At 55.8% G+C, this 15,637-nt stretch carries 15 protein-coding genes; 9 read left to right on the forward strand and 6 right to left on the reverse strand.

Going from position 1 to position 15,637, the window contains the following annotated elements; translation table 11 throughout:
- The 5 genes from AABZ39_10880 to AABZ39_10900 form a co-directional block, all read left to right on the forward strand.
- Positions 1 to 493: hypothetical protein (locus tag AABZ39_10880; GenBank protein ID MEK6795274.1), on the forward strand; the 493-nt coding region annotated here is incomplete at its 5' end.
- 107 nt (positions 494 to 600) lie between these two features.
- Positions 601 to 1,617 (forward strand): uroporphyrinogen decarboxylase family protein, encoded by a 1,017-nt coding sequence (locus tag AABZ39_10885; protein MEK6795275.1) that lies wholly within the window; start codon positions 601 to 603, stop codon positions 1,615 to 1,617.
- 1 nt (position 1,618) lies between these two features.
- Positions 1,619 to 2,713 (forward strand): uroporphyrinogen decarboxylase family protein, encoded by a 1,095-nt coding sequence (locus AABZ39_10890; GenBank protein ID MEK6795276.1) that lies wholly within the window; start codon positions 1,619 to 1,621, stop codon positions 2,711 to 2,713.
- Positions 2,714 to 3,064: 351 nt separating this feature from the next.
- A complete protein-coding gene (locus AABZ39_10895) occupies positions 3,065 to 5,296 on the forward strand; it encodes a GAF domain-containing protein (GenBank protein MEK6795277.1) in 2,232 nt (743 codons plus the stop codon).
- 18 nt (positions 5,297 to 5,314) lie between these two features.
- Positions 5,315 to 5,671: a response regulator gene (locus AABZ39_10900; GenBank protein ID MEK6795278.1), complete on the forward strand. Its 357-nt coding sequence runs from the start codon at positions 5,315 to 5,317 to the stop codon at positions 5,669 to 5,671.
- Positions 5,672 to 5,677: 6 nt separating this feature from the next.
- Here the strand turns inward: AABZ39_10900 and AABZ39_10905 are convergent, their stop codons facing one another.
- Positions 5,678 to 7,486, reverse strand: coding sequence for a mucoidy inhibitor MuiA family protein (locus tag AABZ39_10905; protein ID MEK6795279.1), 1,809 nt, complete (start codon positions 7,484 to 7,486; stop codon positions 5,678 to 5,680).
- 298 nt (positions 7,487 to 7,784) lie between these two features.
- On the opposite strand from AABZ39_10905, the gene AABZ39_10910 reads away from it, so the two are divergent.
- The 3 genes from AABZ39_10910 (at position 7,785) to AABZ39_10920 (ending at position 10,252) form a co-directional block, all read left to right on the forward strand.
- Positions 7,785 to 9,275, forward strand: a complete 1,491-nt coding sequence (locus AABZ39_10910) for a VCBS repeat-containing protein (GenBank protein ID MEK6795280.1) — start codon at positions 7,785 to 7,787, stop codon at positions 9,273 to 9,275.
- 291 nt (positions 9,276 to 9,566) lie between these two features.
- The gene (locus AABZ39_10915; protein MEK6795281.1) at positions 9,567 to 9,965 is read left to right on the forward strand and encodes a HEPN domain-containing protein; all 399 of its coding nucleotides are present in this window, start codon (positions 9,567 to 9,569) and stop codon (positions 9,963 to 9,965) included.
- Positions 9,938 to 10,252 (forward strand): nucleotidyltransferase domain-containing protein, encoded by a 315-nt coding sequence (locus AABZ39_10920; protein ID MEK6795282.1) that lies wholly within the window; start codon positions 9,938 to 9,940, stop codon positions 10,250 to 10,252. Before AABZ39_10915 ends, AABZ39_10920 begins: the two co-directional genes overlap by 28 nt.
- A 332-nt stretch (positions 10,253 to 10,584) precedes the next feature.
- Here AABZ39_10920 and dxr read toward each other — a convergent pair whose 3' ends face one another.
- From dxr to AABZ39_10935, 3 genes are read right to left on the reverse strand one after another with little or no spacing between them, the layout of a single operon-like run.
- On the reverse strand, positions 10,585 to 11,748 hold the full coding sequence (gene dxr / locus AABZ39_10925; GenBank protein ID MEK6795283.1) for a 1-deoxy-D-xylulose-5-phosphate reductoisomerase: 1,164 nt from the start codon (positions 11,746 to 11,748) through the stop codon (positions 10,585 to 10,587).
- Positions 11,745 to 12,560 (reverse strand): hypothetical protein, encoded by an 816-nt coding sequence (locus AABZ39_10930; GenBank protein ID MEK6795284.1) that lies wholly within the window; start codon positions 12,558 to 12,560, stop codon positions 11,745 to 11,747. Before AABZ39_10930 ends, dxr begins: the two co-directional genes overlap by 4 nt.
- Before the next feature lie 7 nt (positions 12,561 to 12,567).
- Positions 12,568 to 13,164, reverse strand: coding sequence for a MarC family protein (locus AABZ39_10935; GenBank protein MEK6795285.1), 597 nt, complete (start codon positions 13,162 to 13,164; stop codon positions 12,568 to 12,570).
- 308 nt (positions 13,165 to 13,472) lie between these two features.
- On the opposite strand from AABZ39_10935, the gene AABZ39_10940 reads away from it, so the two are divergent.
- The gene (locus AABZ39_10940; protein ID MEK6795286.1) at positions 13,473 to 14,369 is read left to right on the forward strand and encodes a ribonuclease H-like domain-containing protein; all 897 of its coding nucleotides are present in this window, start codon (positions 13,473 to 13,475) and stop codon (positions 14,367 to 14,369) included.
- A 29-nt stretch (positions 14,370 to 14,398) separates the two neighbouring features.
- Here the strand turns inward: AABZ39_10940 and AABZ39_10945 are convergent, their stop codons facing one another.
- Together AABZ39_10945 and AABZ39_10950 are read right to left on the reverse strand one after the other, a co-directional pair.
- Positions 14,399 to 14,920 (reverse strand): DUF3996 domain-containing protein, encoded by a 522-nt coding sequence (locus tag AABZ39_10945; GenBank protein MEK6795287.1) that lies wholly within the window; start codon positions 14,918 to 14,920, stop codon positions 14,399 to 14,401.
- Between the two features lie 136 nt (positions 14,921 to 15,056).
- Positions 15,057 to 15,637, reverse strand: a 581-nt coding sequence (locus AABZ39_10950) for a pyruvate:ferredoxin (flavodoxin) oxidoreductase (GenBank protein ID MEK6795288.1), incomplete at its 5' end; no start/stop codon positions are given.

Below are 15,637 nucleotides of genomic sequence, written 5' to 3' on the forward strand. Positions count from 1 at the left end.
CTCGCGCGGCGGCGATCTTTCCCCGCGTGACGTGATAAAGCGTTTCGGCGAGGCGAAGGCGCACATCGCCGAGGGGCGCATTAATCGTGCGCTTGTCATCATCAACGGCATCGACAGGGAGAAGGTGCATCCGTATCTGAAGGACCGTTTCCATCTCCTCACCAATTTCATCAAACCGCCGGATTATGCCGAGTTCGATGATAATGTCACCTATGATACGGTCATGAAGGACCCGGTGCTGTACAATGGGGCATATGTCATCTGGCAGGGTTCGGTGAACGAGATACACGATGACGGGCGCATGACCGCTTTCACGCTCCTGGTAAAAAAGCCCGCTGCAGCGAAGGTGCTCGGCATAGTGCGTGTATCCATCGAGGGGGCGTATACACTGCGCGCGAACGAGCGTGTAGAGATATACGGGCGTATTACCGGCATGGAGAAGAAAACAGCACGCCTGGCCATAGATGCGAATTTGCTCAAACATCTTCCGTAGCACACGATAGTACTATCGTACCGCAAGATTCTCCTAATTATTGACAATCGTTCGCATTGCCTCCAGGGCATACCGTAGCTACTGTTATTGCATCCACGGAGGAAACCATGAGACAAGCGGATTTTTCCAATCTGGTGAAAGTGCTGAAAAAAGAGCGCCCCTCGCGGGCCACGCTCTTCGAATTCATTATGAACGGCCCGGTGATGGAGCATTTCACCGGTGAGAAGCATCCTGATCCAAAGGACATGGAAGCGGTGATGAAATTCCGCATCAAGGCGTTCGCCGCCGTCGGATACGACTTCGCGAGCGTACACGGTTCGCTCTTCGGCTTCCCGAAGAATACGAACATCGAACGGAAGAATTCCATATCGCTTGAATCGCAGAAGGTCATTAGCTCACGTGCCGACTTTGAGAAATATCAATGGCCGGACCCGGATGCGTTCGATTATTCCGCGCTCGGGAAAATGAAAAAGCATCTCCCGGACGGGATGAAGCTTTTCGTATTCTCGCCCGGCGGCCTGCTCGAGAATGTCATGGGACTTGTCGGCTACGAAGGGTTGTGCTTTATGATGGTGGATGACCCCGCTCTTGTGCAGGAACTGTTCGACGCTGTCGGATCGCGCTTCATACGCTACTATGAGAACGTGCTCCGCTACGACACCGTCGGTGCATGCATGTTCAATGACGACTGGGGTTTCAAGACGCAGACCATGCTCTCAACCGATGACATGAAGAAATTCGTCGTTCCGTGGCACAAGCGCGTGGTCGAAACGATACATAAGTATAACCGTCTTGCCGTTCTTCATTCCTGCGGCAATCTGAAGAATGTCATGGATGATATCATCGATACCATCGGCTATGACGGCAAGCACTCCTATGAGGATGCCATCATGCCGGTAGAGGAGGCGTACGACGAGTACAAGGGGCGCATCGGCATCATGGGCGGCATCGACGTCGATTTTCTCTGCCGCGCGTCGAAGAAAGAGATCGAGCAGCGTACGGAAAAAATGCTTGCGCGAACGGCCGACAAAGGCGGGTACGCGGTAGGCGCGGGGAACAGCTTCACGCATTATATCCCCATCGAGAACTATATGGCGATGGTCGACGTGGCGATGCGGAATTGATATGACATCACGCGAACGCTTCGTCAGGACGCTGACCGGCGAGAAGGTCGATCGCGTACCCTTTATGAAGATATTCGGCGGGGTGAATGCATCGCATGCACATTGGGAGAACGAGCACCCCGGCATACGCACGACGATAGATACGCTCCTTCAATTCGAAGGCGCCAATCGCGGCTGGGCGCCGGTGCCGGTGAACATGGACCCATCGCGGATGTATCCGGCACGGACAATAGAAGAAAAGGAGAACATCGTCATTCAGGATCGCGGCGACGGTACCATTGTGCAGTGGTACAAGGGCGGCGATTACGCGCGTCATACGATAGGCTGGCCGATAAAGGACAGAAAGACCTGGGAGGCATACAAGGAGAAGCATCTCGATCCGAACGATGCATCGCGCTTTCCCGCGAACTGGAAGGCGTTGGCCGCCGAGTACAAGACGCGCGATTATCCGCTGCAGCTTACCCATCGCGGTGTATACGGATTTCCGCGAGAGCGCATGGGCGATGAGAACCTCGCGCTTGCGTTCTACGATATGCCGGATGTCGTGCACGATATCATGAACTATTATACCGACATGGCCATCGCCGTCTGGGAAAAGATGTGCGCCGATGTGGAATTCGATGTCATCGAATGCTGGGAGGATATGGCCTCGAAGAACGGTTCGCTCATATCGCCGGAGATGTTCCGCGAATTCATGACGCCGTGCTACGAGAAGATTGCGGATTTCGCCAAACGCCACAATATCAAAGTGATACTCGTCGATTCTGACGGCCTTGTCGAGAACCTCACCGGACTCATGCAGGAGGGCGGCGTTACCGCGATGTATCCGTACGAGGTGCTCGCGGGTAACGATCCGTTCCGTGTGCGGAAGAAATATCCCACCATGGGCATCGTCGGGGGGCTACGCAAAGAGGCGATGATAGACGGTAAAGACGCCATCGACAAAGAAATTAAAAAGGCGAAGGAGATGATAAAGCTCGGGCGTTGCATACCCGGGCCCGATCACTTCGTTCTCAAAGTGGTGAACTTCAGGGAGTATCGTTACTTCATGGAAAAGCTCCGCGAGGTTGTAATGACAACTGCTCCGGGGACGTGAGCGGTCGAACGTTCTCCCGGCATTAAACCCTCCACTTTTCCGTATTTGCCGTCATCAAAGCTCCCTGGCAAGGTTGCCAATGACGCTGCAAGCGGTTTTCAAAACGGATAAAAGCGTAAGCATATTCCCAAAAGTCAGCCGCATTCTATTTTGTAACGGCATCGCATTACTTTCACCCAGATTATTTTATCCACTGAAGTGTAGTGATGAGGATAAGCACATCCGGTTCTCAAACGGCGAAAAATCCTGATCATCCGGATCATCGTGGTGTCATTTCTTGGAGGGAATACATTACGGGAAACTGGAGTATACCTGTTTGACCTAATACTACAGATATCCTATACTATCGCCATGCGTGCGAAAAGAAAGGATGTACCGAAAGGCCGTTCCCGGCCGACGGGAAACGACGGCTTCCCGGCGTTCGATAATGCGATGATGGCCGAAATGCGCGAGTCGAACCGTATCCTCGCGGAGACCGGGAATGCATTGCTGCATTTGGACAATGCGTCCGATGTCTATCGTTTTGTATCGAAGGCCGTACACGATCTGCTGGGTCAGGCGATAACCGCGACGACATCGCTTGATGTATCGACCGGCAACATGTGCTTCGTATCGGTGGACGGGCTTCCTGTTGCACATGAAAAGCTGATATCCTTGTTCGGCATCGACCCGACGAAGACAACGAAGCGCGTCGATGAGATGACCGAGCAGGAACTTCGGCATTACCGAACGGGAAAGCTCGAGCGTATCGAGGACGGATTGTTCGGATTGTTGGCGGGCTATGTGCCCAGAGCAGTATGCGGTATTGCGGAAAAAGTGCTCAACACCGCGTTCGTGTACACGATCGGCATCGTTCAGGGGGATACGCATCTCGGGGCCCTGTTCATCCTGTCCCCGAACGATATCGCATCGTACAAGGATGTGATAGAGCGTGTCGTCAATAAAGCGGCCTTCGTGATACAGCGCAAACATGCAGAACGGGAACTTGCGACAGCGTACCGGAAGCTCGAAGCGTTCTGGGAAATATCTGCCGGCGAGAGCGCCGATGTAAAGGGCATATGCGATCATGTGCTGTCGTCCATTGTCTCCCTGACCGGCAGCACGTTCGGGTTCTACGGGTTCATCAACAGCGATGAGTCCGTGATGACGATACATTCCTGGTCAGGTGAGGCGATGAAGGGATGTTCCATAGTCGACAAACCGATGCATTTCCCCATTGCCGATGCCGGTGTATGGGGAGAGGCGGTGCGCAAGCGCGGGATATTCATCATGAACGACTATGCGGGCATGCATGCCGCGAAACGAGGGCTCCCTGCGGGGCATGTGCTGCTTACGAATCTCATGGTGGTGCCGGTGTTCACGCACGGTCGCATCGTTGCGCTTGCCGCGGTGGCGAACCGTCCGAGCGATTATACCGAAAGCGACGCAAAGAACCTGAAGGCCTTCGCTGAGGCGATACAGACCATCATCGACCGGAAACGCGCCGAGGACGCGCTGCAATCAAGCGAGGCCCGATATCGGAGCATATTCGAGAACATGCAGGATGTGTATTACGAGGCGACACTTGAGGGGACCATCACCGAGGTGTCGCCGTCGGTGGAGACATTCACGAGGTATCACCGCAGCGAGGTCATCGGCATGTCGCTCTATGATGTGTATGCAGAGCCCGCCGACAGGGACGCGACGATAGCGCTCCTGCTTAAGAACGGATCGGTGAGCGACCATGAGGTGACGCTCAAGGACAGGGACGGCAGGGTGATAGAATGCTCGTTGAGCGCATCCGTCAGTTTTGATGAGAATAAAAAACCGAAGATGATATCCGGAACGATCAGGGATATTTCCGAGCGAAAGCGTACCGAGGCCATGCTTGTGCAGACTGATAAACTGCGCTCGCTCGGTGTGCTCGCTTCCGGTGTTGCGCACGAGGTCAATCAGCCGCTGATGGCGCTTTCCCTGGCCATCGATAATATGCAGGGCATGTACACGAGCGGGAAGATGGACGAGGATTATTTCGCGAAAAAGATCGACTCCATGCGCGGATACATCGTACGGGTGAAGAGCATCATCGAGCAGGTGCGGCTCTTCTCGCGCGATCAGTCGGCGGCCGGTATCGTCGAGTTCTCCATCGATGAGGCGATCGATAATGTGCTGTTCATGGTCGAGACGCAGTACAGGAGCCGCGGTATACGGATAGTGCGCGACCGCGGTACTGTCCCATCGGTGCGGGGTAATCTCTTCAAATTCGAGCAGGTGATCGTGAACCTTATTGCCAATGCGAAGGATGCCATTGAGAAGAAGGCTGCCTCCGACAGCGGTTATACTGACCGCGTCATCATGGTGCGGTCATCATCCGACAACGGGACCGTACTCATGAGCATACGCGATAATGGTTCCGGCATGTCATCCGATGAGCAGAAGAACATCTTCACCCCGTTCTATACGACAAAACCGACGGGCGCGGGTACGGGCCTGGGTCTTTCGATAACGTACGGCATCGTGAAGGCCATGGGCGGGGATATCATGTTCGACAGTGCTGCAGGCGATCACACCGAGGTATCGGTGAGCATACCGGCGGCGCAGTGAAACGGGGGAGGGGCGATTATGAGCACGATACTGATCGTTGATGATGAGGAGATAATACGGCGGGAGCTGTGTGAATACCTATCGCTCCGGGGCTATGTCGTCCGTGAGGCGAACGGCAGGGACGAGGCGATAGCCGTGATGAAGACCGAGCCGATACATGCCGCGCTCATCGATTACCGTATGCCCGGTGCGAACGGTATCGATGTGCTTGCATACATAAAAAAGGAATTCCCCGCCGTCAAGGTCATTTTTGTGACCGGCGAGGCGGATAACAGCGTGGTGGAACATGCGCTCACCAATGGGGCGGCCGCGTTCTTCATCAAGCCGGTGGACGGCAGCGCCATCGCCGATACGCTTACGACGCTCCTTTCGTAATACGTATCAATACATCTTCTGCCGCATGCTCGGTGCCGCGCTTTTTTCAGGCCGATAATCGCTTTCATCCATCTGCATCGGCGCTTTCCGAACGACGCTGTCCATGAGCTGCTGGAGATACACCGACGGTGGGAGCGTGGTGCGAAAAAAGGCGACGCCCTTTTCCTTCGGGCCGATAACGGTGAACGAGAACGATATCGTCGCTGTTTCCTTCGACTGCATGGGGAAATGCCATTTGATTATCCCCTGTTTGTTCCTGAATGACGGCTCGCGTGAGAACGTGATACCCTCGACGACGACATCTTCCGAACCGCTCACCGGTATCTGATCGAGCAGGTTCATGACGATGGCGCTGCCGGTATAATTCTCCACCTTGATGAGGAAGCTGTAGCTTGCGCGCGTCTGATTGCCGAGAAATCCGGATGTTTTCTCGTCGCGTTCCTCGAGCGTCCGCGTGACGCGGATGTTCTCATTGACGCTGAGCGAAAGCTCGAAGTCCTCGCCGGGGAGGATGTTGCCCGTCGATGAGGAGCCGACGAAATCGTTGCCGAGGAAGATGTTGAGGTCGCCCTTGAGTATCGGTGTCGTGAGCGTGTTGCTGCCGAGCGCCTGGAGGAAGGCGTACGGGCTTAATTTCGGTATGCTGAGATATTCAAAGTGCACGGGGAATGATTCACGGCTGATCGAGGTGCGGTGCGGCGAGCCGTCGCTCGGAATATCAGCGCGTTTCGGCACTGAAAATACGAGCGAACCCGCGCGCCTGTCACCGCTTGCCGTTGTTTCGGAAAGCGCATCGGATGAACGCGATTGGCCGACGGTGACATTATCCAGAAGAGAGCGGTTTGCTTCCTGCTGCGTGGCGTATTTTTTTCCGCTCACGACAAGCCCGCGGTTCTGTGGAATCCTGTCCGGGGGTATCGCGTATACCGGGACGAGGTCGGGGAGGGTTCCGCGTACCGACGGCTGCGCGGTGGAAAATCCTATCGTTGCATCGATCCAGTCCTCGCCGCTCGACTGCGATACGACGCCGTAGCCGGTGAACTCGGTCTTCTTCTCGTCAAGGAGCACGCGTATGTCGTAGCCGGGGTTCCAGGCAACGCTCGCGATATGATACGAGAGTTCGAGCATGACGACGCTCGCGCCGGCGGTCTCGACGGTCACCCGTGCGGTTTTGGTCGCACGCCCGGCACCGCTCTCAAGCTTCGACAGATCATGCTGCACCACGGCGATACGCGATGCGACCGACTGCTGCGCCTTCTGCTCGCGGATCAGCAAGAGCGCGTTGGACATGTTCCGTGTGGTGAAGTATTTGAGCAGCGAATCGATCTCCTGCACGGACGGCCGCGCTGACGAGAGTTCGTCGCCCTTGCCGCGCACCGCGAACGCCGCGAGAAAACTTTTCCGCACACCGGCGAGGTACTCATCCTCGACGGATATCATCCTGAGGTTCGCATCGATGCGTGCCTTTTCTTCCTGTAACTCCCTGAGCTTCGTCTCAAGCACCTGCGCCTTCGGGTCGGCTGCTTTTTCCTCGGCCACGCTCCGTACTTCCAGATCGAGTATCTTCGCGGAGGCCGGCGTGAGCACGCGTGCGCGTACCGATTCGTCCGAGATGATGCCCGGGAGCGATGTGAACACGGCATCCACGATACCGCCGCCCGATGAGAGCCGCGCGGTGCGCGTTACATGCGCGCGGTCATGATATACCATGACGCGGTCTATCTTCGAGTCAACGACGGATTCGGTCTTTCCCGCGGCGGGGATCACCGATATGGCAAGAATGCCGATGCAGAGAGAGATGAGCTTTGTATTCATAATAACCACCTGTTTGCCTGAGAGAAGTATAATCAATTACTGCGTTGTGTCAATCGGAAAACGCAAGGGCGTATATCGCGAAAATACCGATCACCTGCGGCGATGGGGTTGTGTTTATCATAACGTCATCAGGATCGCTGAGAATAAGGGCTCATCCCTCGACTTCGCTCGGGAACCGTGAGCCCTTGTTCTATACTTTTCGCGATGGTTACGAGGCATGGATTGACATTTTATTTCCGCAAGACATAATGCCATGCATACGGCTTATTCCGCTGTATTAATGAAGTAGGAGGATACTATGCTTCGACTTGCACTCATGGTGATACTGGCGGCGAGCGCATTTGCCGAGCTTGGTTTCAAGCGCGTCATGGATACACCGTATCCGAAGAATAGCGGGACATCGTCGGGGGATATGGCCATCGGCGATATCAACGGCGACGGGAAAAAGGATGTCATTGTCATCGGAAATATGAAGGCAAAGCCCGTCATTCTCGTTTATATGCAGAAGGCGGACGGTTCGTTCGCTCTTGCTGAAGATACGAAATTACCCGGCGTGGATGTCGGGTGCATACGGCTCGCTGATATGGACAGGGACGGCGACCTTGATGTCGTGCTCTACGGGAAGACAGCCCCTGCCGCGGAAAGCGCGATATTCCATGTATATAAGAATGACGGCGGTGTTTTTTCGCTGCTTGCCGATCTCGGGAAGGACCTGCCGAGCGAGGATTTTGAGGATGTACCCGGCGCATGGGGAAAGTCGGGCGGGGCGAATGATAATCGTTCCGATGAAGGCGTGCATGGGCTTTACAATGCGAACGGCTGGTCGAAGGGCGTGCTTGAGCTTGCCGACCTCGACGGCGACGGTGATATCGATATCGTGTTCGCCGGCACGAAGGGTTTGGAGTCGGGTACCGATCCCGCGGGCCAGATGATACAGCGCGATTGGGAGACATCCGGCGTATTCCTCAATAATGGCGGTACGTTCAGCTATCTTACCGGAGCAGGCTTTCCTCTCGCAGGCATACCCTCCGACCCGGAGACAATGCCCGCACGTTCCTACCCCGGCATGGCAAAAGTGTCGCGCGGTGCAGCGGCCATCGGCGATTTCAACCGCGACGGGAAACCCGATCTTGCTCTCATCGGTCAGGCGAACATGGGGCCGAAGGCGAATGCCGGCATACCGGAGACACAGCGCAACGGCAAGCCCATCGCTGAGGTATATCTCGGCAAGGGCGACGGGACATTCACGCTCGTAACGGGACACGGGCTCACCGGTCTTATCGACGGGACCATGACCGTCGTCGATGTGAACAAGGACGGGAAGCCGGATATCGCTGTTATCGGCAGCACCGGTCATCCGAAGGATGCGAACGGCGGGCGTTTCACCCGCATTTATCTTGGCACGGGTGATGGGACGTTCACCGAGGACGCACAGGTGTATCAGACGCCGAAAGGAGACGCCGCATCGGTCGCCCCGGTCATGACCGGGGACATCGCCTTCGGCGACCTCGACAATGACGGTGACCTTGACATGGTCATCGGCGGCAATGCGAGCGACCGCGCTCTCTTCATCTACATCAATGACGGCGGAAAATTCTCCATCGTCGATCTGTCGAAGATGAAGCAGGGCATCGGCTCATCGGATGCGAAGATGATGAGCGAATCGGACGCGAGCGCGGAATGCGATATCGCCATCGTGGATATCGACGGTGACGGGGATAATGATATTATCGTGAACGGCAGGGGCGGGTCGAATCAGCTGCTGGTCTTTGCGAATAAACTGAAGTAGGTCTGCGCCCTGTCGAGCCGCACAGGAGAACAGCGTTTTTTAAAGCACTTCGCAACCGCGCGCCGCTCGCTACGTGCATGAAAAAACGTTGAGGGATAAAACCCGATGAATTTATGATGGGGACTGTTTCATGTGTGGGCGCTACCAGCGCTTTTCAAATGTGCCGCTGTCGTCCGAGGCGATCATCGCCGGTTTGTTCGCAAATACGTTCTCAAGCGTAACGGAATTTTTTCGCCGGTATCGGCGTCGATGACCCTTTTCATATTTGTCCTGGTACTATATAATCGGCTCATGACCGGCGATGAAAAGGTGAAATACTGGATAGAACTGGCTGACGATGACATTCGTACTGCCGATGTGTTGTTCAGGAATTCGATCTATCTTCAATGTTGTTTTTACTGCCATCAAGCCGTCGAAAAATCGACGAAGGCGTATTATTGGCGTTCGAAACAGGCAGAGCCGCCATATACGCATAATATCATGCGATTGGCGCGGCTTTCCGGGCTGCTCGAAAGGTGCGACGACTCGAAACGTGACTATATCGCATTGTTAAGTCCGCTGAATACACAAATTCGTTATCCCGAAGATAAAGAGCATCTTTCTGAGAGCATGACGCTGGAAAAAGTGCGGATGATATTTGAAAAAGCCAAGGAGTACGTTGCATGGACAAGAACATTCTTGATGCCGTGACCATTGCCGCAAAAAATATTGCGGATGAGTTCCCTGTGAGGATGGTCATTCTCTACGGCTCATGTGCGCGCGGAGAGGAACGAGCCGACAGCGATATAGACCTTGCCGTCGTGTTCGACCGCATTGACGGGGATTATCTCGATCTGCTGCGGCGGGTATACCGGAAGGCGATAGAAGCGGACGACCGTATCGAGACCGTGGTGCTTGAGCGCGGGCGCGACAGCAGCGGTTTTCTGGAGAATATCATGAAGAGCGGGAAGGTGGTTTACGAGAAGACGGCAGCGTGACAGGGGCTGGCTTTGCGCACTGAAAAGAAGGGGCCGGGGAGCAATGCTGTTCAGTTAAGGGAACAGATTCAATTCTGCGTTCCTCATCGCATCCCTCGGCTCCCACCTCGACAAGCTTGGGGCAACGGCTCGGGAAGCGAATTTGTCTGTTATTGCATGAACATATGATGCCGTTCCCTGAGCGGAGTCGAAGGGAACATTGGCAAGCTGACGAGCAAACGCATATCAGTCTTAACTTAACGGTATTGGGCCGGGGGATGGCGTGCGCCTGGACGGCGCAGCTGGCGCGAGCCAAGGCGGGCGACTCGCGCTACGGGTGAGTGTTCCCCGCGCTAGAGTATCCCTATCTCCTCATCCGCCATGCGCCGCGCCTTGTGATCGGCGTGCATAATGCCGTCGACGGTGAGCTTTTTCGCTGAGAAGCGGGCTGCAATTTTTGCAGTGACCGCCGGTATGTCGGTGAAGCGTATGCTCCCGGCAAGGAACGCCCCGACGCACACCTCGTTCGCCGCATTGAACGCCACCGCGGCAGCGCCGCCCTTTTTTCCGAAGCGGTAGGCGAGCGCGAGCATGGGGAATTTCTTCCTGTCCGGGGGAAAGAAATTCAATTCGCTCAGTGTCGTCAGGTCGAGGCGATCGAACGGTGTGGGGAGCACACGCGGGTGGGTGAGGGCGTTCTGTATAGGATATCGCATGTCGGTGGGCCCCATCTGCGCGTATATCTCGCCGTCGACGAATTCCACGAGGGAATGGATGACGCTCTGCGGATGGATGACGACCTCTATCTTCTCGTACGGAATGTCGAAGAGGTGATGCGCCTCTATGACCTCAAGACCCTTGTTCATCATCGTCGCGCTGTCTATCGATATTTTTGCGCCCATGTTCCACGTGGGGTGTTTGAGCGCGTCCCTGGGTGTTACTCTCGCAAGGGCCGAGCGATTAAGCGTCCTGAACGGTCCCCCGGAAGCGGTGAGGATGAGCTTATGTATCGGTACGTCGCGGAAATGGCGGACGATCTGGAATATCGCCGAGTGTTCGCTGTCGATGGGGATTATCGATACGCCGCGCTCCTTCGCGAGCGGCATGATGATGTCCCCGCCGGCGACGAGCGTTTCCTTGTTGGCTAGCGCCACATCGGTGCCGCATTCGATGGCGGTGACCGTGGGAAGGAATCCTGCGCTCCCGACGAGCGCGTTGACGACAAGATCAGCCCCCACATCGCGTATCATCGCGGTAAGTCCCTCCGGACCGCGATAGACCGTCCCGTGGAAACGCACGCGCTTCTCGAATTCATCGGCAGCATCCGGACGGTCGATGTGCACCGCTTTCGGTCTGAACCGCTTGACCTCGAGCGCGAGCGTGTCTATGCTTTTCGATACGCTCAGCGCGACGACGGAAAAATCGTGCGGGAATTTCCGTATGACGGCGAGCGTGTTCTTCCCGATGGACCCCGATGCGCCGAGCACCATCACCCGTTTGATGCGCAGGCGCTTCATGCGTAGCGCTCGCGGGTGAAGTCGAGATTGAGGAAATAGATGCCGGAGGCGACCGACACGAACTGCGAGAACACGTCGATGAGCGCCGTCGATGCGGCGGCGGAAATGAGATTGTCCGGCGCCGTCATGAACGGGGTGAGTACGAGGAGCGAGATGAGCGTGCCGGTCATCATGAGGAATATCGTGAACGCGAACACATCGAGCCAGTGTCCGCGGACGAGCGAACGGCTGTAAGTGAGCGCACGGACAAGCGATACGTTCCTGAGCGTCGCTGCTTCAATCGCGAACGCGAAGTTGATGTAGAGAATTATACCCGGTATGATGAAGCAGATAAGCCCGGCAAAAACGGCGATGTAAAAAACGACGAGCGCCCCGAGCGCGAATGGCCATCGACGCAATGCTTTCACGAGCGCGCCGCGGACGCTCGCTTTGCCGCCGTTGAGCGTTTCATTGACGATAAAGAGCGCGGCCATGCCGGAGATGATGGAAAAGAACGTGGCAATGAACGCGGTGATGTCGATGCCCTCGGCGGCGGCGCGCACGCTTTTTCTGAGCTTTTCATGCATGACAGGATCGGCCGCTTTTGCCGTATCGATGGAGCGTTCCGCCCAGGCAGCGATGGCATTGTTCACGGGGACGAGATACGGCTTCGCGAGAAATCGCGCGACCGAGAGCGGCAGGGAGATGCATATCGCACAGATGAAGAGCACGCGGAAATACCTGCGGAAGATATGCCAGGAAGTGATGATGATCTCGGCAAGCGTGAAACGGCGCTTGCGTATCTCACGCTGTATGACGGCAAATTCGATCACGCGTGCATCACTTGAGGAGACTTTGCAGCCCGGTGCGGATGAACATGACGGCCATGCCGACGAGGAGGAGGGCGAATATCTTCGAGAGCACCATGAGGCCTTTCGTGCCTATCGCTTTGATGATGTAGCGCGCGACGAAGAGTATGCCGTAGGTGACGATGAGGCAGAGCGTGAACATGAGTATCGACCAGAGGAACGATGAATCGCGGGTGATGAACACCAGGTTCGTGATGACCGCCGGGCCCACGATGCCCGGTACGGCAACGGGAACGATGCCGAAGAGCATCCTGTCCTTCGCGCTTATCCGCTCCGCTGTCGAATCGTTCTTCATGATCGCCTGTATCGCGATGATGAGGAAGACGAGCCCCCCGCCGATGCGGAAATCATCGAGTTCCATGCCGAGGGCCTTGAATATCCAGAACCCGCCGACGGCGAAGAGCATGCCGAGCGCGAGCGACACGATGAACGACTCGATGAGCATGCGGTTCTGCCGTGCCACGGAAAGAGAACGTACCGCGGTGAAATAAAGCGGCATGACGCCGAAGGGGTCCATCGCTATGAAAAGCGATACGCCGTACATGATGAGCTGGTCGAACGAGGGCATAGTGGGAACAGAATACCGTATGCGGCGCCGATGTCAAGGCATGTGATGGTGTGGTGTGTGACTTTCTATTGTGGTAACGCAGCGAAATAATTGCATGAGGCCGGAATCAGCAGCCAGACACGAATTACACTAATTTCCACGAATTATTCGTGGTTATTCGTGCAATTCGTGTCTATCCCTCTTAATTTGGCGTCAATCGATCAGAGCCTTTCACCCACAAAAAAAATTCACTCACGATGGTGTGATCACGCGGCATTGTGTTTACTTTTTCCCGATTTTCTGTATAGTGATGCATGCGGGATGACTAGATGCTAGAACGTACCTTTCTTCATGTGCGGCTTGTCGGCGAGAAGCGTGAGCAGTATCTGTGGGAGAACGGTATACGCTCATGGCGCGATTTTTCCCCGAGCAGTGAGAACCTCGACCTCCCCCCGAAAGTGCTCGCCAGCCTTGTGAGCGGGCTTGCGGAATCGGAAAAACGCCTTCTCTCCCGCGATTGGGATTATTTCGCCCGTGCGCTCAGGCATAAGCATCTGTACCGCATGTACCCGTACCTTGCCGATCGCACGCTCTTCCTCGATATCGAGACCACCGGCGTGCGATCGCTCAGGAATGCGGTCACCATCATCGGCTGTTATGACGGCGTATCGCCGCGCGTGTTCGTGCAGGGGCGCGACCTTGATGAATTCCCCGCGTACATCAAACGCTTTTCGCTCGTCGTGACGTTCAACGGGAAGGAATTCGATATACCGTTCCTGGAGCGCGCACTGCATATGCGCATCGATACCCCGCATATCGACCTGCGTCGCGAACTTGCCGCACTCGGCGTTCTCGGCGGGCTTAAGAAGATCGAGCGTGAGCTCGGGATAGAACGTCAGTCGCAGGTGGCGGAACTCAACGGATATGCTGCCGTCGTGCTCTGGGAACGATATCGCAAGCGAAATGATACGGCGGCGCTCGATACGCTCATACATTATAACATCGCGGATACGGTGAGTCTCGAACGGCTCCTTCATGTCGTATATAATAAACGGATGGAATCGTACGGTTTCCCCGATCGTGTCGCTGAAAAACCGATACCCGTCGTCACGCATCCGTACAGCCCCGAGGTCATCGCCGAGATAATGCCGCGCGTCGAGCGCGTTACGGGAAAGAAAAGACCGGTGATCGATACCCCGCCAACAAATGAGAACGCCCCGGCGTGACCGGGGCGTCCGTTGTTCGCGACAGCGTATTAAAACCAGAAGCGGAAACCGAGATTGCCCTGTACTCCCCATGCCGGGAAATATATCGTATTGCCGATGCCGCCGACACCGATGGCAGGTGCAAGTTCCAGGAATATTTCGAACGGCGCTATGATGAAGAGCTGCAGCCCGACCGGTATGCGCAGGCCGACGCCGATATTCGCATAGCTGGATGCGAAAGAGAAGCTCCCGTACACGCCAGGACCGATGTAGAGGCACAGGTCGACCGTGCCGCTCGCGAGCGTCGTCTTAAAGAGCCACCAGTCGGCGGTCACACCGAGGTTAAAGCCGGCAGCTCCGAAATTGAACGCAACACCGAACATGGGCGGGAAACCCGGAAGCTTGAACATGAACGCCGGACCATAGCCGGTATTGCCGACGCCGCCGGAGCCGAGGAGATAATCCCCGCGGAATCCGATGCCGAGTGAAAGCCCTTCCATGCTGCTGTGCGCCGCAAAAGCACCGGCAGACATGCTGACGGCGAATGCGACCGTGAGAAATAGCTTTTTCATGAAAACTCCTTTAAATATTCATTGTCCGGTTATTATATAAAATGAGATGCGATTGTCAATGCAAAACAGCCGTGTGGAGAAAAAAACGGAGGCGGGGTCACGTGACCCCGCCTCCGTTATCGTTCGTAATTCGAATTTACAGCATCTTCTTTATCGTTTCAAAGCGCTTCTCGGCATCCTTCTTCGCGAGCGGGAAGAGTTTCTCCGCTTCCGCCGGGAACATCGCCTCAAGCGATTTGTAGCGCGTCTCGCCTTTGATGTAGCCCATGAAATCAGCCGTCGGTTCCTTCGATTCCCACGTGAGCGGGTTCGTGCCTTCCGCGACCGCCGGATTGTAGCGGTACACCGGCCAATGCCCTGCGTCGGACGCGAGCTTCTCCTCGGATACGCTCTTGCCCATATCGCGAATGCCGTGAGCGATACACGTTGCATAAGCGATGACTATGGACGGTCCGTTGTATGCTTCCGCTTCCAGCATGGCTTTAAGCACTTGCGGGCGGCTCGCACCGATGTTCACCGATGCTACATACACGCTGCCGTAGCTCATCATCATAAGGCCGAGGTTCTTCTTGCCCATCTTCTTGCCGCTTGCCGCGAACTTCGCGATAGCGCCGCGCGGTGTGGCCTTCGATGCCTGACCGCCGGTGTTCGAGTACACTTCGGTGTCGAGGACAAGCACGTTCACGTTCTGGCCGCTTGCCATGACATGATCAAGTC

This window comes from Spirochaetota bacterium (assembly GCA_038043445.1).
Taxonomy (GTDB): domain Bacteria; phylum Spirochaetota; class Brachyspiria; order Brachyspirales; family JACRPF01; genus JBBTBY01.